We start from the raw sequence: 20,158 nt of genomic DNA, 5'->3' as shown, positions 1-20,158 counted from the left end.
GCGGTCATGGATCCCGCTGCGGCACAACGACTCCTGATTGCCCACTTGCGCGCGCACACCCCATACGGCCGGGTCGAGATCGAACCCCTCACGCTCGGAAGGGGATTCGCGGCGCGGACGGATGGCCCGGCATACGGCGCGATGCGGGCCGCGATGCGGGAGGCGTTCGGGGTCGATCCGGTGACCACGGGACAGGGCGGCTCGATCCCGCTCACGGTCGCCCTCAGCGAACTGCATCCCGGCGCCGAGATCATGTTGCTCGGCGTCGAAGAACCCGCCTGCCGCATCCACGTCACCGACGAGAGCGTCGAACCGAGGGAGCTGGAGCGCACCGCCCACGCTCTCGCTCTCTTCCTGGCCGCCATCTGAAGTCGAGAGGGGAGAATCGGTACGGTTTTCGCGGGAAAGCGTGCCGACGCTCCCCTCTCGACGCGCCCACGTCGCCCGCAGCTCAGGGAACGGCCCGGCTGGGCAAGGCGTCCATGAGGTGGTTGAGTAGAGCACGCCTGGGCGTGGGACCACCGGCACGAGGGGGAGAAGTGAACGCACGCATATACCGGATCGTGGTGATCCTGATCGGCCTGCTGGCCGGGCTGGGCCTCGCGCTGCCGGCCCACGCGGAGGACGGCGACCGGATCCGCAGTTTCACGATCGACTACTCGATCCGCGAGGACGGCCTCGTCGACGTCGTCGAGACCATCGACTACGAGTTCGCCGGCTCGGACCGGCACGGGATCTACCGGGCCCTGATCACCCGCCAACCCGACGGCGACACCGATCAGGACGTCCTGTACGGCATCGACGACATAGCGGTCAGCTCGCCCGACGCGTCGGCCGATTTCACGACGTCGACGCATTCCAAGGGGCTGCGCACGAAGTGGACCGAGCTGAAGATCGGCGACGCCGACGAGACGATCGACGACGGCCGCGCCGGCTACCGCATCAGCTACACGGTCGACGGCGCGCTGCGCACGATCAACGGCATACCCGAGCTCTATTGGAACGCGACCGGCAACGGCTGGGACGCGGCGATCGACGACGTCCGCATCACCGTCAACGCCCCCGCCGGCGTCACGTCCGTCAGCTGCTATCAGGGCCCGCCGGGCTCGACGCAGCAGTGTTCCGGCGCGGTCCGCGACGGCGCCGCCGTCGCGCAGGCGCAAGGACTCGACAAAGAGGAGGGCGTGACGATCGCGGTGCAGGTGCCGGCCGGCTCGGTGCGCAACGCCGTCCCGACGCTCGAGCCGGCCCAGACGTTCTGGGGCGCAGCAAGATTGGGCGTCGGCAGCATCGCGGCGACGGTGGGGACACTGGTGCTTTCGCTGCTCGCCTTCCTCGGGATGCGGCGGGGGGGGCCCCCCCCCCCGCCGCTTCGGTGGCGTGACGCCGGGCATCGTTGAGCCGAGCGCGCCGACGGTGATCGACACGATCGACAAGGACACCATCCCGGTGCGGTTCAATCCGCCGGACGTCCCCCCGGCGCTCGGCGGGAAGTTGCTCAACGACACGTCGGCCAGCAAGGCCGCTGCGGCCACGCTGGTCGAGTTGGCGAACGCCGGAGCGCTGACCATCGAGGCGACGCCCCAGGACGCGGGCAAGTTCAAGAAGAGCGGCGGTATGCAGCGGGTCGCGGTCGCGCGTGACCTGGGCCGCGCGCCGTCCCCGTATGCCGCGAAGTTCGCGCAGGACCTCTTCAAGGGCGCGCCGACGATCGTGCTCGACAGGCCCGAGAAGGAGGGGGCGAAGCGCTTCGCGTCCGCGGTCTCCGCACTCAACTCGGGCGTCGCGAAGATCCCCAAGGAGCAGGGCTGGAAGGCCAAGGGCGGCTTCCGCGGGAGCGGCGTCCTGTGCGCCCTGGCAGCCTTCTTCATGATCTTCGTCATCGTGATCTCGTTCGTGCTGTTGCAGATCGGAGCGCTGGCCTATCTGGGGCCGCTGGTGCTCGTCATCTGCATCCTGGGCGCCGCGGCGGCGGTGCGCCTGCGCGGCTACCGCACACCGACGGGCCGCGCCCTGACCGATCAGGTGGAGGGGTTCAAGCGTTACCTCTCGACTGCGGAGGCGGGCACCTTGCGCTTCGAGGAGGGGCAGGACATCTTCAGTGCCTTCCTGCCGTGGGCGATCACGTTCGGGGTCGCCGAGCGCTGGCAGAAGGTATGCCGCGAGCTCGCCGAGGCGGGCCGCATCCCGGACTCGCCGGTGTGGTACTCCGGCCCGGCCTTCTACTCCTCCTTCGACTCCGGGTCCTCGTTCGGCGACAGCCTGAGCACGTCGGTGAGCAGCTCCACGTCCAGCGGCAGCAGCGGCGGCGGCTCCTCCGGTGGCGGTGGCGGCGGTGGGGGCGGCGGGTCCTGGTGACCGTCCGGTTCGGCGGATCCCGGCATCGGTGATTGGCGACGGCGGTCTTCACCCAGGCTTCCGAGCTCGAACCCCTCGTCGCGCGGCGGACGGTCTGAACCGCCCACCGTGGGATCGCCGCTGAGCCGATGGCCTTGCTCACGTCCAATTTGGCAGCACCGAGTAGCGCTACGTGTCACCATCCTCAGATGCGTCAAGCGGCACAGTCAGTCAACGAGCGACTTCGGCGGTTTCTCTTCCGTGCCGACTTCGTTGCCTCGTCGGAGCATGCAGCAGTTCCCGATCGTGCGGCGTGGAGACAGCAAGAGGAAAGCGCGTTCGAGCCTTTCGTGGACGATCCGTAGGAACGATTCCTCTCACGTAACGCCCTCTCAACGCGTTCTGAGGCTGGGGTCAAGCCGTTCGAGCACCGGAGCCGGCGTCCCGACGAGCGTCTCGCTTGAGGGGGGGTGTTATCGGCGTCAGGACAGCGATAACGCCACACTCTGCGAGGCCGGCTGACGTGGTTGATCAAGATCGAATGCCCGGAGCTGCCGAGCCGCTATCGACGCCGCCTCCCCGTAGCGTTGGAGCATGAACACAGCTTTGCGTGATGGCGCGGCGATCCCGGAGATCGGTTTCGGCACCTCGCCGCTGAAGGGCGAGGACGCCATTCGCGCGGTCGGCTCGGCCATCGAGGCGGGCTATCGGCTCATCGACACCGCGGTCAACTACGAGAACGAATCGGAGGTGGGAGAGGCGATCCGGCGCAGCGAGGTGGAGCGTGCGGAGTTCGTCGTGCAGTCCAAGATCCCGGGGCGGGATCACGCGTATGACCGTGCCGTCGCCTCGGTGCGCGGGTCGCTGTCCCGGCTCGGGCTGGACCAGCTCGACGTGGGGCTGATCCACTGGCCGAACCCGTCGGTGGATCTGTATGCCGACGCCTGGCGCGCCCTCGTCGACCTGCAACGCGACGGACTCGTCCGCGTCATCGGGGTGTCGAACTTCCACCCTCACCACCTGGCCCGGATCGTCGACGTCACCGGCGTCGTGCCGGCGATCAACCAGGTCGAGATGCACCCGTACTTCCCGCAGTTCGCCTTACGGGCCGAGCACGAGCGGCTCGGCATCATCACCGAGGCGTGGTCACCGCTGGGCAAGGGCATGAACGCCTATGGCGAGGCGCCCGTCCGCGATGCCGCTGCGGCCCACGGGGTTTCGCCCGCCCAGGCGATCCTGCGCTGGCATGTGCAGCTGGGCTCGGTGCCGCTGCCGAAGTCGGAGAACCCGCAGCGGCAGCGGGAGAACCTCGACGTCTACGGCTTCACGCTCACGGACGACGAACTCGCCGCCATCACCGGCCTCGCCCGCGCCGACGGGCGCCGGTTCGGCGGCGACCCCGACACTCACGAGGAGATGTAGCCGCCCCGGCAGAGGCGGCTGTGCCGGATCGGGGCAGGTGGTGGACTAGAGATCGTCGCGGTGCGCGGCGAGGAAGGTGCGCCACTCGTCATCAGTCAGGTCGAGCTGGTCCGCGGCCGGGCGCAGGATCTGTTGGGCGGCGGGCTGGCGCGCGGGCAGCGGTATGACGTGCGCTTCCTCGATCCGGTGGTGCTGGGTGCCGGTGCCCTCTTGGACCACACCCGAGACGGCCACCTGCTCGCCGACCAGACGCGCGGCCTCGGACGGATTGCCCAGGTCGCTCACGTCATACGCCTGCCCCAAGGGATCGCGGATGCGGCAGCGCCGGGAGCGCAGGTCGACCATCTCCAACCGCCCGGTGACGGTGCCGATGCGGGCGGGCTCCAGGCGCGTCTGCTGCCAGGGGTCGCGACGGATCTCGGCCGGGTCGCAGGTCGCCACCTGGCCGTCGGGCAGCACGATCGCGACGGGGCGCCCGAGGTCGAGCAGCACCCGGATGAGCCCGTCGACCGCATCGGCGACGGGGTTGGTCAGGTGCGGGGGCCGGGTGTTCAGGGTGATCGCGTCGAGAACGATCGCGAACGCGGCGTCGGTCGCGTCGGCGAGCGGGTCGATCTCCAGGGCATCGGGGTCGCCGACCTTGACGAGGAGCGTGCCCGCCTCACTCCACGACACGTGCGCGCCGCTACTCAACTCCACCGGCCGGACCGCCCGACCCAGGCCGGCCTGGTCGGCCGCCTCCCGGGTGAGACGGTAGAGCAGGGTCTGCAACGCGGTGAGGAAGTCGGCCAGCACCCCGGCGGGCAGCTCGGGGGCCGCGCCGTCCGGCATACCGAAACACACGGCATACGACCGCACTCGGGCACCTCCAATCGATCCGGTGCCCACTCTCGCACCCGGCACCGACAACCGACAGTGACGGCTGGTGGAGCAGCCACCATACTGAAGCGTTGGTGGTGACCAGGCTGCAGGAGGTGCGGATGACCCGAAAGACCTTCCTCTTCTATCCCGAGACTGCCGCGACAACGGCGCGATCCTTCTGCCTCGATTGGAATGTGGCTGCCCGTTTATGCAGCCTCTATGAGGGGCAAACGTTCATTGGCAGCCCGGAGATGAGAGACCGGCTGCTCGATTTGGCAGCGCGGATGACCGACCAGTCGGCGGTCATCGCCGGGTTTGCGGCCACTGAGCCCGAGGCGCGGCCTGACATGCCTGCCACGGTGGTGTCACGCATGACCGAGCGCGCCGTGGTGGCGACCGCGATGTTGGAACAAGGGCATGCCCAGCTAAGCGACTTCCTGGACGGCACCTTGGATCCCAAACAGGTGATCCTGGTCGATCGGGCTCCGGGGGGCGTTGGGCGTGTGGATGACCTGTCGGAGATCTGGGTTCAGCCGGGGTACGTCATCTTGCTCAAGGCACTGACGCTGGCCGCGTCAGGGAAGGACCCGCTGGCTTCCATCGATGAGTTCCGCTTCTGGTTGAACTTCGACTTTCGGTACCGGCCGAGCCGCGAGGTCTGGCTGGGCATGCTGCTGATTGGGGGGAACGGCAAGGGCAAAGCACTCGTAGAGAACCTGCTCAAGACACAGCGCGCGCGGACGCGCGCGGAGCGTATCCGTGATTTGTGGGGCGCGTCATGGGACGTCTTCTATACGCGTCTGGTGGGCATGACCGGTGACGTCCTCCCGGAGTTCCCCAGGCCGGTCGTCTTCGTCAGTGATGATGAGAAACTCATCGAGGCCGTGCATGAGGTCGAGTTGGCCGGTGTCTCCGAGAGTCGGGGTGGGAACCCTCTCGGTCACGACTATGTCCCCATCGAGGGGTACTTTGACCAGCCTGTGGCGTCGGCTGTGCAAGTCGCCATCAATGATCTCAACAGCCGGGTCCTCGAAGACACGCGCTCGGCGCAGCGCATCGTGACGCAGTTGCGGATCAAGGCCAGGCACGAGCGTCCACGTCTGGAGCAGCTGCTGTAGACAATTATCAACCAGTGGGTTGACAAGGCGGCATCATCGGGTCATGATTTAATCAACCACTTGGTTGAGGAGTTAGGATGTCGGATCAGCTCAGTCTCGTCTTTGCGGCGCTCGCCGAGCCCACCCGTCGCGACATCGTCGCGCGGCTCGCGGTCGGCGACGCGACCGTCGGCGAGTTGGCCGAGCCGTATGCGATGTCCCTGCAGGCGGTCTCGAAGCACCTGAAGGTCTTGGAGGCGGCCGGACTGGTCACCAAAACCCCTGCGGCCCAACGCCGTTCGGTGCACCTTGAAGCGGAGGTGTTCGACCTGATGACGAAGTGGATCGAGAGATACCAGCGACAGGCCGAGGAGCGTTATCAGCGTCTCGACGCGCTGCTGGACCAGCTGGACGAGGACGGCAACGTCATACCCACCGATGAGAGGAAGACGTCATGAGCGACTACACGACTGCCAAGATCGAGGCCGACCCGACGGTGCCGGTCATTCACATCACGCGCGACTTCCGGGCGACGCCGGCGCAGCTGGTGCGCGCACACACCGACCCGGCGCTGGTCGCCCAGTGGATGGGTCCGGACAGGCGGACCATGGAGCCCGACTACTGGGACGCGCGCAGCGGCGGGAGCTGGCGGTATGTCGACCGCACCGACGGCGCCGAACTCGGCTTCCACGGTTGCTTCCACGAGATCTCGGACAACCGGATCGTGCAGACCTTCACCTTCGAGGGGATGCCGGACAGCGTTGCGCTCGAGACGATGACCTTCGAGGACCTGGGCGACGGGACGACGCGCCTGCACGCCCAGTCGCTGGTGGACTCCTTCGAAGGCCGCGACGCCTGGCTCTCCTCGGGGATGGATACCGGGGTCAACGAGGGGTATGCCGCCCTGGACGCCCTGCTCGCGGACGGTTCCGTCTGAGCTGGTCCAGGCGCGGGGCGCCGGGCGGCGTACACGAGCGGTCCCCGATGGTGATCGACGCGGTTACCCGATCGACGCGGTTACCCATTGGTGGGGGGTGATCACCCCACCCACCAATGGGTAATCCCGTATCTATCTCCGTGGCCTCTTTATGTGAGGTCGCAACACGCCGATGCCACGGTTGCGCCGGCCCGGAGTTAGGCTGGCGATTGCGCGGGTCAACGAAGACGTCGTCGATGACGACGCACGCGCGCCGTCCGGCATTACGTACGCACGCCGGACCTGGGTCGGCTCCGGCCACTCGGCATACCGAGCCGACACCGACTTATCCACAATTTTTGGGATCGCCGGTATCCAAACCGGGGCCCCGGGCGTCTCATGGTGCAAAGGCACCGATGAGGGGGCAGTGATGACCAAGCAGGAAACCGAAACCCGCGCCGCAGTCGCCAGTGTGACCCTGGCGGCGGCCCATCGGCGCGACCACCAGCACCCCGGCGGCGAAGCGTGCGCACCGCACCGCGTCCAAGTCGTCCATCTCGGCGGGAGTGCAGCGATGGTCTGTCACGACTGCTGCACCGACTCGGGATTCGTCACCGCGCGCGAGGCGGAGCTGCTGGCCACCCGGCATACCCGGGACACCGCGCCGACGGCTACCGGTTCGGCCGCCTGACCACGCCTCAGGAGGGCGCAGACGCCCGACCGGTTCGTCCTCACGGACCGCCTGCCGCGCGCGCCACGCGGTCCGGACCCCTCGCCAGGCAGACGATTGGGGCGAGCTGACTAGCCCGCCGGCTTCGGGCACGTGGCGCCAGTCGGCGGAGACATCTCCAGGTCCTGACCGGTGTAAATCAGAGGCAACTGGTCGCGTTCGCGCTGGGCGCTCACCGGCCCGACGACAAGGTGGCCATTGCCCGTTGTCAGGACGACATAGGGGAGGTGCGCGTCTGCCCAACCGAGGTTCGCGGCGTTGACCAGGCAGACTCGTGCGGCGATGTGTCCGGTTGTCCGGAGGTCACCGGCGCGTAGAGCGGCGCCCGCAGCCCATACTCCACACCAAAGGCTAAGGGCGGCGGGGGCGAGGAAGACCGCGCCCAGCACGGGGCCGACGAGCAACCGCGTCATGGCAGAGAACGGCTGTCGCAACAGCGCGAGCAAAACGGCCGTGATGAATCCCAAAACGACTAGGCCCAGGCTTGAGCGGGGAGCGGTCGCCCAGATGTCTCCGCCGGCAGTTGCGAGAGGGAAGCTTGGTGCGCCCATTCCGGCAAGGAACTGCCGGGTAAGCAGGGTTTGGCCAACCTGTTGGATGCCGGCGAGTCCGACGAGGACGGCCAGTGCCTGGGCGGCAACCAGCCACCGGCCTCCGGCGAAGGCCTTGACGATCAGGATCAAGGACAAGACAGCGGCCACGTACACCATGGCAGCCAGGACGGCGACTCCCAGGCCGCGCCAGCTGGTGGGGCCCAGGGCAGATCTGGCAATGAGCGTCCCAACCCCGAACGCGCTCAGGACGGTCAGCATCCCGACCCCCCGGCGCCAACCACGACTCTGGTCGTGCTGGGTCGGTAAGACCCAACCCAACACTGCCAGTACACCGGCTGCGAGGACGAAGAGGGTGTCGCCGGGCAGCTGCAGGATCCCTCCGAAGTATGCGCAGAGAGTTGCCGCGGCGTAGGCACGGCCATCCGCGGGAAGGAGTGACCAGACGTTTTCCTTGGTATAGACCCAACCGCTCGGGACGGTCGCAACTTCTGCCTCCGCGGGTGTCATCAACCTGGTTGGAAAGAGGCTCGCCGAGGGACGTGGCCCGGGAGACATCACGCGGCCAATCCACTGGCGAGGTGTCGGCCTCGGCCCCGGCTTCCGCTCCCTCTTCAGCGACCACCACATTCGCGTCGACGCCGGAGGGCTCTCAGTGGAGTCCTCGATGGCGGTGAGATCGAATCCGTGCCTCTCCAGGAATCGCACCCACCCGCGCACCCGTGCCAACCCCGTCGCGCGCAATGTGCCGCGGTCGACCTCCGAGATAGCGATGATGCGATTTCCTTGGCTTTCAACATGATCAACCAAGGGAGCGAGAACGCGGCAGGCGCGGTCGGCGAGCTCCTGGTCGGCCAGTCGGGCCTGCAGGCGGATCACACCAGACCACTGGAATTCGTACTTGACGCGGTCCACGACCCCACGGGACTTGAGCGCGATGTCTGCCATGTAAACGAGCCTGGCATCGTCCACCGACAGTCGACCGCCCCCTCGGGCGTCGTGAGATCACGGCGAGAGTGACACATGCGGGGTCCGCGCAGTCGGAGGCCGTACCCGGGACATCGCGCCTGGCGCAAACGGCTCGGCCGCCTGACCACGCGTCATACATCGACGACCATCGCGCTGAACTCACCTGAACGCACGGACGGCCACGGACCCGACGGGGATTTTTTCGAATGCATGAAGGGATGGGCCGTCAGAGGGCGAGTTGGTCGCGACGGCGGGTGAGGTAGGCGCGCTCGGCGGGGTTGCCGGCGAAGGCTATCGCCCGGTCGTATGCCGCGCGGGCGTCGCCGCTGCGACCGAGCCGGCGCAGCACGTCGGCCCGGGCGGCGTGGAACGCGTGATAGCCGTCGAGGGCGTCGGTGAGCCGGTCGATCTCGGCGAGACCGACGAGGGGGCCGTCGAGTTCGGTCACCGCCACGGCGCGGTTGAGCCGCACGATCGGGGAGGGGTCGATCAGGGCCATCCGGTCATAGAGCGCGAGGATCTGGGACCAGTCAGTGTCGCGCGCGGTGGGGGCGTCGGTGTGGACGGCGTTGATCGCGGCGAGCAGTTGGTAGCGCCCGGGCGCCGGCCCGCCGGCGGCGACGGCGGCCAACCGCTCCCGCACCAGCGCATGTCCTTCCGCGATCAGCCCCCGGTCCCAGCCGCCGCGGTCCTGCTCGTCGAGGGTGATCAGTTCGCCCGTGCGGGAGACGCGTGCGTTGCGGCGGGCGTCGGTCAGCAGCATCAGCGCGAGCAGGCCGGTGACCTCGCCGTCGTCGGGCAACAGTTCGTGGAGCAGCCGTCCCAGCCGAATCGCCTCGTCGCACAACGGAGTCCGCACCGCCTCGTCGCCGCCGCTCGCGAGATAGCCCTCGTTGAACACGAGATAGACGACCGCCAGGACCCCCGTGAGCCGCTCGGCGACATCGGTGGCGGCGGGCACCGCATACGGAATGCTCGCGGCCTTGATCTTGCCCTTCGCGCGCGTGATCCGTTGTGCCAGAGTGGTTTCCGGCACCAGGAAAGCGTGAGCGATCTCGGCCACCGTCAACCCGCCGAGCAGGCGGAGGGTGAGCGCGACGCGCGCCTGCATCGACAAGGCGGGGTGACAGCATACGAAGATCAGGCGGAGCCGGTCGTCCTCGACCGGGCCGACCGGCTCCGGGGGCGCGTCATCGACAAGATGTTGCGCCGCAAGGTGTTTCACGTCGCGCTGGCTCTCCCGCCGCAGCCGGTCGAGCGCCTTGCGGTTGGCGGTCGTCATGAGCCAGCCTCCGGGATTGGGCGGTATGCCGTCGTCCGGCCACCGCTGCACCGCCACGGCGAACGCCTCGGCCGTCGCGTCCTCGGCGAGGTCGAGATCGCCATACCGGCGCGCCAGCCCCGCGACGATCCGCGCCCACTCCTCGTGGTGGGCGCGGACGAGCGACGCATCGACGTCGGGAGGAGTCACGAATCCAGCAGTGCTGCAACGGATTCCGCGGTCTGGAAGGGTCGCACCTCGATGACGCCGCGGCACGCTTTCGAGCCGTCGGCGGCGAGGGCCAGGGCGACGTCGAGGTCGGGGGCCTCGATCACCCAGAACCCGCCGATGTGTTCCTTGGTCTCCAGATAGGGCCCGTCGGTCAGGACCGGGGACTCGCCCTGCCCGTCGACCGTGGTGGCGGTCGTGGCCGGCTCGAGCCCGTCGGCGAAGACGAAGTAGCCCTCGCGTTGCAGCCGGTCGTTGAAGGCGCCGGTGTCGGCGAACGCCTGGAGCATGTCCTCCTTGGAGGGGTAGGGGCCGTAGTCCGTGCGCGCGGCCGGACCGAAGACGGACAGCAGGTATCGGGGCATGGTGGTCACTTCCTCGGGTCGTCGGGTCGGGGCCGGTCCATGGTGGGGAATCGGTGCACTTCCTGCGGCCACTCCAGGGCGACCGCGAGCCGGCCCGCCCAGTAGCGCGCGGCCGCGTCGTCGGGGACGTCCACGACGGTGAACCCGCCGAGGTGTTCCTTGGTCTCCGCATACGGCCCATCGGTGAAAACCGGCTCCCCGTCACGGGATTCGACGTTGCACACCACGGTGGAGGCGTCGAGGGCGCCGTTGCCGTAGACGAACACCCCGGCCTCGCGCATCTCGTCGATCACCGCCCAGCTGGCCACCCCCTTGGCCCGGATCTGCTCGGGCGTATGCGGTGGCACCCACTCGTCGTTGAAGGCAATCAGATACTGCGCCATCCCTGGTTCTCCTCTCTGGCGGGCCATCGCCCGCTCGTCGGTCGCGGCCCGGCCGGCCGCTCACCCATACGACGAACGCACCTGACGCCATACGACACCACATCCGCACGAATTTCGGCAGCGGGACTTATCCACAGCCCGGTCGCGCTCGCCGCGACAGCATCGCGATCCCGGGGGAGGCTCGTCGTATGCCGCGCACCCCAGTCCCCGTTGCCCTGACCCTCCTCCTGCTCCCGCTGGCGGCGTGCGAGAGCGATCCGCCGGCCACCTCCGCCACTACCTCGTCCGCGTCGAGCGCGCCCACCACCTCCGCGCCCGCCCGGACCGCCGCCATGACGACCAAGGAGGCCGCCACGTTCTGGAAGGCGGCGCCGAAGCACCTCAAGTCGGCGTACGCCGCGGCCTACGGGAAGAAGTACGACCGGTCGGCGCTCGCGGAGGTCTTCGCCGAGCCGAGCCTGTCCGTGTTCACCTTCGCCAGCCTGTACAAGCAGGCCGTCAAGGACACCGACAAGCCGGGCACGATCCGCTTCGCCCCCGAGGTGCTGTATGCTGGCGCGCCGGGTTCCGGGGCCGAGTCGGCGTTGAGCGTCGGCCGGGGATCGATCGGCTGGGGGGGACAGAGCGCCGCCGCCTCGGCCGCCGTGTGGCTGCGCCGCACCAGTCCCGACGCCGACTGGCGGGTTGCGGCGTCGGTGCCCGTCGCGATGGACCGCCTCCCCGAAGCCCCCGACCCCGGCGCCGCCGAACCCAGCGACGCCGACCGGGCCTGGGCGCGCAAGGCCGTCGATGCCATCGCTGACTATCTCGAGACCGGGCGGGCCAAGGGCTTCACGCCGGGCACCTTGCTCACGAATATCCACAAGAGCGAGAAGGATTCGGGATTCAAGGTGCGCACGACGGCCGCCCTGTTCGGCAAGAAGACCGACGACCCGACCGCCCCAGGTGGGTCGGTCAGCGTGTGGCGCGCAGGCTCGGAAGTCGTCGCCATCGGCGTCATCGAGCGGCACCAGGTCGTCACCGACCCGAACGGCGGCATGCTGACCTACAAGGACGAGATCCGCAAGCTCTATCGCCTCCCGTCCACGCAGGCGAAGGAGGGGTCGTTGTATCAAGCGGTCACCGTCCTGATCACCGGCAAACCGGCGGGCAAACCCACCGTCGTCGCGGCCCAGTCCGGCGCCCTGATGCCCCCACGACTGCGCGACTGACGCCAGGCACGTGTGCCCGATGACGCGCCAGAGCGCACACGGCGTACCGCCCCGCACCCGGGGCGACTCAGCCCCGGCCCGCCCGGGCGAGGGCCACGAACTGATCGAGCGCCCCGGGGTCGTCGACCGCACTGGGATTGACCGCCTGGTCGAGCGGCACACCCTGCAGCAGCCGCTTGACCGGCACCTCCATCCGCTTGCCGGTCATCGTGTGCGGCAGGGCCGAGGTGAAGATGACCTCGTCCGGCACATGCCGCGGAGAGACCTCGGCCCGGATCAGCTGCTTCAGCTCGGCCGCCAGCTCGGAGGTGCCCCCGCCGGTCTCGGAGGGCACCACGAACAGCGGCATCCAATACCCGCCGTCGGCCAACTCGACGCCCACCACCAGGCAATCCCGGACCGCGGCCACCTGGTCGACGACCTCGTAGATCTCCGCACTGCCCATCCGCACCCCGAGGCGATTCATCGTGGCGTCTGACCGGCCGTGCACCGTGACGCTGCCGCGAGCGCTCACCGTCACCCAGTCGCCGTGCCGCCAGACCCCGGGATAGGTGGAGAAGTACGCGTCGAGATAGCGCGCATTGTCGGGGTCGTCCCAGAAATACAGCGGCATCGAGGGCAGTGGCCGGGTGACCACCAGCTCGCCCACCTCGTCGACCACCGGCCGCCCCTCGGGGTCCCACGCCTCCATCGCGACCCCCAGCTGACGCGCTTGCATCTCGCCCGCCCGGGACGGCTCGGTCGGCACGACGCCCGCGAATCCCGACGCGATATCGGTCCCCCCGCTCGCCGGCCCCACCCACGCGTGCGGCAACGCCTCCTTGATCCACGCGTGCGTCGACTCCGGCAGCGGCGAGCCGGTGCTGCCCAACGACTCCAGACGGGACAGGTCGCGACCGTCACTCGGCCGGACCCCCGACTTGTGCGTCGCGATGAGGTATGCCGCGCTCGTCCCCAAGAAGGTCAGCTCCTCCCGCGCCGCGAGGTCCCACAACGCGTCGGGGCTCGGCCAGCCGGGGCTGCCGTCATACAGCACGATCGTCGCGCCGAGCAGCAGCCCCGACACCTGCATGTTCCACATCATCCAGCTCGTCGTCGTGAACCAGAAGAAGCGGGAGCCGGCGCCGATATCCATATGCAGCCCAAGCATTTTCAGGTGTTCGAGCACGATCCCGCCGTGCCCGTGGACGATGCCCTTGGGCCGTCCCGTCGTGCCGCTCGAATACAGCACCCACAGCGGGTGGTCGAAGGGCACCGGCGTCGGCTCGAGCGGGTGCGGCTCGGCGATCACCGCGTCGTATGCCGTCGCCCCCGCCCCCGCCGGACCGCCCAGGTTGGTGACCCACAACGTCGCCGTCACGGACGGCAGCAGGTCGAGCAGCTGCGCGACCTCGGCGTCACGCCGGTGCGTCGAGCCGTTGTAGTCGTAGCCGTCGGCGGTCACCAACAGCACCGGTTCGAGCTGGGCCAGCCGGTCGGCGGCCCCCTGCGCTGAGAACTCCTGCGAGCACATCGACCAGATCGCCCCGAGCGACGCGGCGGCCAGGAAGCACACCACTGCGGGCGCGATGTGCGGCACATAGCCCACGACTCGGTCCCCGGGGTTGACGCCCTGCGCGCGCATCCACGCCGCGACCGAGCCGACCTGCTCCCGCAACTCGTCCCACGTGAGCTCCGCACGCCCGCTCTCGCTGAGCGCGACGACCGCCGTGCCGTCGCCCGTGCGCCGCAGCGCACACTCGGCGTAGTTGAGGGTGGCCCCGGGGAACCACACCGCCCCCGGCATCCGCTCCTCGGCGAGTGCCCGGTCGGCGCGGTCGTGGAAGGGCACGTCGAAGAAGTCCGCGATCGCCTGCCAGAACGCGTCCGGGTCCGCCGTGGACCAGGACCACAGCTGCGCGTAGGTGCCGAAGTCGAGCCCGCGCTCGGTGCGCAGCCAGCGCACGAAGCCCCGCGAGCGCGCTGCGTTCGATCGCCTCCGGTGACGGGGCCCAGGTCTGCTGATCCGCGGTCATTTCCGTTCTCCTTCAGTGAGTTTGGCGCACAGCGGCGGGTATGCCGCCGCCCCGCCTCGTCGTCAGACGGCGCCTTGGAGGAGGACGTCGGTCGTATGGGCGATGTGGCTCGCCAGCGCCTGGACGGCCAGGTCCTCATCGCCCGCCTCGACCGCCGCGACGATCGCGCGGTGCTCACCGGCGATGTCGCGGGTGGGGGGCCCCGGCATCGGGCTGGACCACCGCCGGTAGACCTCGGCCGAGTCGCGCAGGTTCTCCGCGATGTCGAGCAGTCGCTTGCTGCCGCACGCGGCCAGGAGCAGGTGGTGGAACTCCTGGTGGGCGCGCGCCCAGTCCTCGCTCAGCGCCGACGGGTCGTCGGGGAGGTGTTGCGGAGTGTTGCTCAGGCGGTATTGCGCCGCCATCAGTTGGGCGCGCCACTCGACGTCGCCGCGCTGGACGCTGCGGCGCAGGGCCAGCGTCTCGATGTCGAGCCGGGTCGAGGTCAGGTCGAGCAGGTCCTCGCGCGAGAGCGGGATGACCTGGAACCCCTGCTGCGGCTGGGACACGACCAGCCCCTGCTCACCCAGGCGCGTCAAGGCCTCGCGGACCACGCCGAGGCTCACCCCGAAATCCTGCGCGATGGCGCCGGGACTCAACCTCTCCCCGGGAGCGAGCCGCCCCGCCAGGATTGCGCTGCGGATCTCGGAATGGACCTCGAGGACGCGGGTCTTGGCGCGGCTGCTCACCGTCGCGATGCTAGTCATCCGGCGACCAGCGCCCCGCCATTCACGACGCCGCCATCCGCGAGACCTCCATCCGCGACGCCAGCATCCGCGCTGCCACCCGGGGCGACGCCACCATCGAGAACCCGTCGCAGGGTGCCCAGCACCGGTTCAAGGCTCCCGGCGCGACCGGCGTCATAGATATAGAAGTCCGGCCGCAGCACGACGAAGTCCGCGTCGATCTCGTCGAACCACGCGGCATAGCCGCCGTCGGCGTCGACCAGATCCGCGCCCTCGCCGCCGACCGCGGCCAGGATCACCCCGTTCGCCTGCGCCCAGGCCAGGGTCTGCGGGGTGAGCTCGTGGGCCGGGGCGCCGGCCCGGCTGACGACCGCCCACCCGTAGCCGGCGACGTGGTCGAAGTAGTCGGTGGTGTCGCCGCGCTGCACCCGGTATTGGTGGGAGAGGTGCCCGGCGAGCGGGTGCGAGCCGATGACTCCGGCGGTCAGCGTCGGCGGTGTTGGGGGCGGCGGCGCGAGGCTCGGGTCCGCGATGGCCGCCTTCATGGCGGCGTCCCGCTGGGCCGCGGCCTCGGCGTCCTGGACACAGATGACCTCGCCGAGACCGACGGCGAAGTTGATCCAGTACTGCATGTTGTTGCTGCGCTCCGGGCCGTAGCTGTCCAGCAGGGTGTCGGGGGAGCGGCCGGCCAGCACGGCATGCAGCTTCCACGACAGGTTCTGCGCGTCGCGGATCCCGGCGCACATGCCCTGCCCCGCGAACGGCGGCGTCAGGTGGGCGGCGTCGCCGGCGATGAGCACTCGGCCTTTGCGCCACTGCTCCGGCTCTGCCCACATCGCCCGGAACGTATAGACCGCGTGCCGCTCGAGCACGGAGTTGTCGGGCGTGAGCCGCCACGGCTCCATCCGCTTCCACGCGGTCTCGGTGGTGATGAGTTGCTCGATGGTCTCGTCCGGGAGCCGCATGAACTCCCACCGTCGACGGCCGGGACCGCCCGGCACGATGGTCGTCGGGGCGGTGGGGTTGCACCACTGCCACGCCGGCGGTTCGAAGGTCATCGGCTCGTCGGAGATCATGTCGACGATCAGCCAGTCGAACGCGAACCCGCGGTCGTGCATCTCGGCCTTCAGCCACCGGCGCACGAAACTGTTCGCGCCGTAGCACCCCACCACATACTGCCCTCGGAACGTGCGAGTGGACACCGCCCCGGCGTCCTCCGGACGCATCGCGCGGGCGGTCACCGTCACGCCGTCGGCGTCCTCGTCGAGCTCCTGCACCTCCCAGCCGCGGATGACGTCGATAGTGGCGAAATCCCTGACATACGAGTCGAGTTCGGCCTCAAGCTGCGGCTGCGAGAAGAAGTTCGCCGTCTGCCAGCCGGACGGGCCGATGCCCCGCCACGGCAGGTCGAGCAGGATCTCCTTGTCCGCGTTGACCCAGCGATAGGTGTCGTCGTATTCGTCGATGATCGGGTTGGTGCGCGAGTCCAGGCCCACGGACTTGAAGACGCGGGCGATCTCGTGGTCGAAATGCACGGCGCGGGGCAGCCCGTAGGGATCCTTCCAGCGTTCCACGCAGACCACGGAGTGCCCGGCCTGGCCCAGCTTGAGCGCGAGCATCTGGCCGACCGGGCCGTAGCCGACGATGACGACGTCATAGGTCTCGGTCATGGCAGCGCCCTCATTCGCTTTGTGCGGCAATGATTTCGGCGACATCGGCGGGTGCCATGAAGTCGGCCGGCAGGGCCGGACCCCAGTTGTAGAGGCCGCTCTTGCCTTCGCAGACCTCCGGCGTCCACAGGTCATCGTCGGTGATCTGGTCCATGTCGGCGTAGTACTCGCTGAAGGTGCCGGCGGGATCGCGCAGATACCAGAAGAAGTTCGACCCGGTGTAGTGACGGCCGAAGCCCCACCCCTGCCGCTCCGGCTTGGCGGTGAGCAGGTCCTCGGCGCCGCGGCCGATCTCGTCGATGTCCTCGACCTGCCACGAGCTGTGGTGCGGGAAGCTGGCCGGCCCGCCGAAGATCGCCACATTGTGGTGGTCGGCCGAACAGCGCATGAAGGCGTTGGCCTTGTTCTCGGCGTAGTCGGTGACCTTGAACCCGAGGCCGTCGGTGAAGAACTTCAGGCTGCTCCCGGATTCACCGGAGATCAGGGCGATGTGACCGAGGCGTCGCGGGCGGACCCGCTCGGTGCGCTGGACGCCGGCGGCGCGCTGGTTGACCCGCTCGACGCGGCCGGTGCCGTTGACCGCCACCGGGGCGATCTCGGGCTGCGCGACGCGCTGCTCGACGGTGAGCTGGACCTTCATCTTCATGATCGGCTCGCAAGCCACCAGCGTCTGTCCGTCGCTGTGGACCTCCACGTGCAGAGCGCAGTCGGGCGGCGACCCGGTCCAGATCGTCGGGATCGTCGACGCCCAGCTTGATGCCGCTGATCCGCCGTTAGGGGCCCTGCTCGAGGTAGAGCTGGCGACCGCCGTCCACGGTCGCGAAGCTGCCGTCGCCGTTGTCGGTCAGGCCGAAGTCTTGGTAGTAGGCGCTGGTCTCGGCGACATTGGGGACCTGATAGGTGAAGGACGCGAGCCGGTGCAAGGACATGGTCAATCCGCCTTGCCGACCAGGGTGATGGACAGGTCGCCGATGCCCTCGATCGAGCTGACCAGTTCGCCGGGCACGAGGAACCGCTTCGGTTCGCGTCCCATCCCGACGCCCTTCGGGGTGCCGGTGTAGATGAGGTCGCCGGGATAGAGCGTGAGCGCCTCGGACAGGCGGGCGATCAGGTCGGCGACGGGGAAGATCAGGTCGCTGGTGCGGCCCTCCTGCAGCACCTCGCCGTCAAGGGCGCAGGAGATGGCCAGGTCGTCCTTGTCGGCGAACTCGTCGACCGTGACGACGTACGGCCCGAGCGGGCTGAACCCGGGATAGGACTTGCCCATCGCGAACTGCGGCGCCGGCCCGCGCCCCTGCACCTCACGCCACGACAAGTCTTGGCCGACGGTCAGGCCCGCGACGTGGTCCCAGGCCTGCGCTGCCGGGATCTGGTGCCCCTCCTTGCCGATCACCACGACCAGCTCGACCTCCCAGTCGACGCCGTCGCTGGGCAGGGTGACCGTCGCGCCGGGGCCGACGAGCGAGGACTGGAATTTTGTGAAGACGACCGGGTGCTCCGGGATGGCGAGGTTGGATTCGATGGCGTGCTCGCGATAGTTGAGCCCGATCGCGATCAGTTGCCGGGGCATGGGCACCGGGACCCCGAGCTCGCCGGTCGCCTCCGGGGCGTCGGCGGGGAGCGCGTCGCCCACCCAGTCGCGGATGTCGGCCACCTGGCCGTATGCCGCCTGCGGGTCCGCCGAGAACCGTCCCTCGCTCGCCGCCTCGAGATCGATCCAGGCACCGCCGGTGCTGATCGCCGCTCGTCCCCCGACATTCGCCATCCGCATGCTTGTCTCCGTTTCCGCGTGGTGCGCCTCTCCGTCGAGGCGCCTGCATCCATGGAAGCAGAAGTCGATCGACTTGACAAGAGAAAATCGATTATCGAATGGAGATCGATTTCTGGTGCGGGTTGCCGGTCCCCGTAGCGGACGTGTCGCGCGCTTTCGACTCTGGGGCTACGCCTCCCGGTCGCGGCGGAACGGGGCTGGCGTCATACCCTGGGGTTTTGCGGTCAGATCCGTGAGGGCGTCGAACCGGCCGGTGGCTCTGGATACCCGCCGCCGGAGTGTCGGCGGCGGTCACTGCCGCGGCGGCGCGCCGTCTCGCGCTGCTGCGCGCCACGACGGACGAGACGAACTCGCTCCTTCCCGGTGACGAGTTGGTCGACCGGCCCACGATCGTGGCGACCCGGGGCATCGACATCGCTGCGCCGCCGGCGGCGGTGTGGCCGTGGGTGGCCCAGCTAGGGCAGGAGCGCGGGGGCTTCTATACCTATGCCTGGCTCGAGAACCTGGTCGGATGCCGGATGGTCAATGCCGATCGCATCAACCCCCAGTGGCAAGACGTCGCGGTCGGGGACATCGTGCGTCTGCATCCTGACCTGGGACTGCGGGTCGCGGTTGTCGAACCCGGTCGGACCCTGACCCTGACGGGCGACGGCGCCGTCGACCGGAACGGGGAACCGGTGGCCGACCCCGGCTACGACTTCTCGTGGACCTTCACGGTCATCCCGACGGCGGCGGGGTGTCGCCTGCTGACCAGGGAGCGGTTCCGAGCGCGCACGAGACCAGCTCGTGTCATGACCAACCTGGGCGTCCGGCTCAGCACGATCATGGCCGAGGGCATGCTGCGCGGCATCCGTCCGTGATCGCGCCCAGCGTGCCGGATCCGCCGGTTGGCTGGACGAAGGTCGACGATCCTCACGTGAGAGTCAGCGACGCTCCCATGTCGCTAGGGAAGCGCTGATCTTTAGGACTGTGCGGCCTGTTGGCTGGCTCGGCCGGGCGGGTCGGGAAATGATGGGGTCGTGGACAGTGAGCAGCTCTCCTTCACCGACGTCGAGTACGGCAACCGGCGGCGGGTTTCGCGCCGGGAGAAGTTCTTGGAGCAGATGGACGCCACGATCCCGTGGGGTCGGTGGGTGGGGTTGATCGAGCCCCACTACTTCCAGGACAGGCCTGGTAAGCGGGGCCGTAAGGCCACGCCGATCGGCACGATGCTGAGGATGTATCTGCTGCAGGTGTGGTTCAACCTCTCCGATGAGGGCGTGGAGGAGGCGATCTACGACTCCTATGCGATGCGGAAGTTCATGGGCCTGGATTTCGCTGTCGAGCAGGTCCCCGATGCGACCACCCTGCTCCACTTCCGCCACCTGTTGGAGGAGCACCACCTGGGGGAGAAGTTGTTTGCGGCGCAGAACGAGGTCTTCGAGGAGCGGGGGTGGATCATGCGGGGCGGTTCGATTGTGGATGCCACGATCATCGCCGCGCCATCCTCGACGAAGAACGCCACCGGTACCCGGGATCCGGAGATGCACCAGACCAAGAAGGGCAACCAGTGGTACTTCGGCATGAAGGCCCACATCGGCGCCGACGCGGGCACCGGGTACGTCCACTCGGTCACCGCGACCGCCGCGAACGTGCACGACCTGGAC

Annotated in this window: 22 protein-coding genes; 11 read left to right on the top strand and 11 right to left on the bottom strand. The window is 68.9% G+C overall.

The genetic code is table 11. The features are described from left to right. The 4 genes from BN11_RS06165 to BN11_RS06150 all read left to right on the top strand — a co-directional run. Positions 1–369, top strand: a 369-nt coding sequence (locus BN11_RS06165; protein ID WP_048695831.1) for a M20/M25/M40 family metallo-hydrolase, incomplete at its 5' end; no start/stop codon positions are given. A gap of 170 nt (positions 370–539) precedes the next feature. Next, entirely contained in the window at positions 540–1,400 is an 861-nt protein-coding gene (locus tag BN11_RS25580; protein WP_048695828.1) for a DUF2207 domain-containing protein, read from the top strand. A gap of 16 nt (positions 1,401–1,416) precedes the next feature. Beyond that, entirely contained in the window at positions 1,417–2,358 is a 942-nt protein-coding gene (locus BN11_RS25575; RefSeq protein WP_048695825.1) for a DUF2207 domain-containing protein, read from the top strand. Positions 2,359–2,931: 573 nt separating this feature from the next. Further along, entirely contained in the window at positions 2,932–3,759 is an 828-nt protein-coding gene (locus BN11_RS06150) for an aldo/keto reductase (RefSeq protein ID WP_048695823.1), read from the top strand. Between the two features lie 45 nt (positions 3,760–3,804). On the opposite strand, the gene BN11_RS06145 is transcribed toward BN11_RS06150, so the two are convergent. Continuing rightward, positions 3,805–4,617, bottom strand: a complete 813-nt coding sequence (locus tag BN11_RS06145; protein ID WP_048695820.1) for a hypothetical protein — start codon at positions 4,615–4,617, stop codon at positions 3,805–3,807. Between the two features lie 122 nt (positions 4,618–4,739). Here BN11_RS06145 and BN11_RS06140 point away from each other — a divergent pair, with 122 nt between their 5' ends. From BN11_RS06140 to BN11_RS06125, 4 genes are all read left to right on the top strand, one after another. Next, positions 4,740–5,738, top strand: a complete 999-nt coding sequence (locus tag BN11_RS06140) for a hypothetical protein (RefSeq protein WP_157044004.1) — start codon at positions 4,740–4,742, stop codon at positions 5,736–5,738. A 77-nt stretch (positions 5,739–5,815) separates the two neighbouring features. After that, a complete protein-coding gene (locus tag BN11_RS06135; RefSeq protein ID WP_048695815.1) occupies positions 5,816–6,175 on the top strand; it encodes an ArsR/SmtB family transcription factor in 360 nt (119 codons plus the stop codon). Next, positions 6,172–6,654, top strand: coding sequence for an SRPBCC family protein (locus BN11_RS06130; protein WP_048695812.1), 483 nt, complete (start codon positions 6,172–6,174; stop codon positions 6,652–6,654). Before BN11_RS06135 ends, BN11_RS06130 begins: the two co-directional genes overlap by 4 nt. Before the next feature lie 409 nt (positions 6,655–7,063). Next, a complete protein-coding gene (locus BN11_RS06125) occupies positions 7,064–7,324 on the top strand; it encodes a hypothetical protein (RefSeq protein ID WP_048695809.1) in 261 nt (86 codons plus the stop codon). 110 nt (positions 7,325–7,434) lie between these two features. Here BN11_RS06125 and BN11_RS06120 read toward each other — a convergent pair whose 3' ends face one another. From BN11_RS06120 to BN11_RS06105, 4 genes are all read right to left on the bottom strand, one after another. After that, positions 7,435–8,862 carry a hypothetical protein gene (locus BN11_RS06120; RefSeq protein ID WP_157044003.1) on the bottom strand — a complete coding sequence of 476 codons (1,428 nt, stop codon included), beginning with the start codon at positions 8,860–8,862 and terminating at the stop codon, positions 7,435–7,437. A gap of 247 nt (positions 8,863–9,109) precedes the next feature. After that, positions 9,110–10,354, bottom strand: a complete 1,245-nt coding sequence (locus BN11_RS06115; protein ID WP_048695804.1) for an RNA polymerase sigma factor — start codon at positions 10,352–10,354, stop codon at positions 9,110–9,112. Continuing rightward, positions 10,351–10,737: a YciI family protein gene (locus BN11_RS06110; RefSeq protein WP_048700915.1), complete on the bottom strand. Its 387-nt coding sequence runs from the start codon at positions 10,735–10,737 to the stop codon at positions 10,351–10,353. The genes BN11_RS06115 and BN11_RS06110 overlap by 4 nt, the downstream gene beginning before the upstream one ends. A 5-nt stretch (positions 10,738–10,742) precedes the next feature. Continuing rightward, complete coding sequence (locus BN11_RS06105) at positions 10,743–11,120, bottom strand: YciI family protein (RefSeq protein WP_048695800.1); 378 nt, start codon at positions 11,118–11,120, stop codon at positions 10,743–10,745. A 188-nt stretch (positions 11,121–11,308) separates the two neighbouring features. Here BN11_RS06105 and BN11_RS06100 point away from each other — a divergent pair, with 188 nt between their 5' ends. Continuing rightward, the gene (locus BN11_RS06100; protein ID WP_048695798.1) at positions 11,309–12,331 is read left to right on the top strand and encodes a hypothetical protein; all 1,023 of its coding nucleotides are present in this window, start codon (positions 11,309–11,311) and stop codon (positions 12,329–12,331) included. Between the two features lie 67 nt (positions 12,332–12,398). On the opposite strand, the gene BN11_RS06095 is transcribed toward BN11_RS06100, so the two are convergent. The 6 genes from BN11_RS06095 to BN11_RS06075 form a co-directional block, all read right to left on the bottom strand. Next, entirely contained in the window at positions 12,399–14,276 is a 1,878-nt protein-coding gene (locus tag BN11_RS06095) for an acetoacetate--CoA ligase (RefSeq protein WP_201329234.1), read from the bottom strand. Between the two features lie 132 nt (positions 14,277–14,408). Continuing rightward, complete coding sequence (locus tag BN11_RS06090; RefSeq protein ID WP_201329233.1) at positions 14,409–15,074, bottom strand: GntR family transcriptional regulator; 666 nt, start codon at positions 15,072–15,074, stop codon at positions 14,409–14,411. A 14-nt stretch (positions 15,075–15,088) separates the two neighbouring features. Next, positions 15,089–16,741: a bifunctional 3-(3-hydroxy-phenyl)propionate/3-hydroxycinnamic acid hydroxylase MhpA gene (gene mhpA, locus BN11_RS06085; RefSeq protein WP_053084020.1), complete on the bottom strand. Its 1,653-nt coding sequence runs from the start codon at positions 16,739–16,741 to the stop codon at positions 15,089–15,091. Positions 16,742–16,751: 10 nt separating this feature from the next. Next, positions 16,752–17,435, bottom strand: coding sequence for a VOC family protein (locus tag BN11_RS06080; protein WP_235435383.1), 684 nt, complete (start codon positions 17,433–17,435; stop codon positions 16,752–16,754). Positions 17,436–17,514: 79 nt separating this feature from the next. Next, positions 17,515–17,670: a hypothetical protein gene (locus BN11_RS25070; RefSeq protein ID WP_235435382.1), complete on the bottom strand. Its 156-nt coding sequence runs from the start codon at positions 17,668–17,670 to the stop codon at positions 17,515–17,517. A gap of 2 nt (positions 17,671–17,672) precedes the next feature. Then, positions 17,673–18,512 (bottom strand): fumarylacetoacetate hydrolase family protein, encoded by an 840-nt coding sequence (locus BN11_RS06075; RefSeq protein ID WP_048695792.1) that lies wholly within the window; start codon positions 18,510–18,512, stop codon positions 17,673–17,675. 278 nt (positions 18,513–18,790) lie between these two features. On the opposite strand from BN11_RS06075, the gene BN11_RS06070 reads away from it, so the two are divergent. Further along, complete coding sequence (locus tag BN11_RS06070) at positions 18,791–19,372, top strand: SRPBCC family protein (RefSeq protein ID WP_048695789.1); 582 nt, start codon at positions 18,791–18,793, stop codon at positions 19,370–19,372. 159 nt (positions 19,373–19,531) lie between these two features. Then, the coding region (locus tag BN11_RS06065; protein WP_048700911.1) for an IS5 family transposase at positions 19,532–20,158 on the top strand (627 nt) is incomplete at its 3' end.

Source organism: Nostocoides australiense Ben110 (genome assembly GCF_001050535.1).
Lineage (GTDB): Bacteria > Actinomycetota > Actinomycetes > Actinomycetales > Dermatophilaceae > Nostocoides_A > Nostocoides_A australiense.
This window is presented reverse-complemented; position numbering and strand designations above follow the sequence as displayed.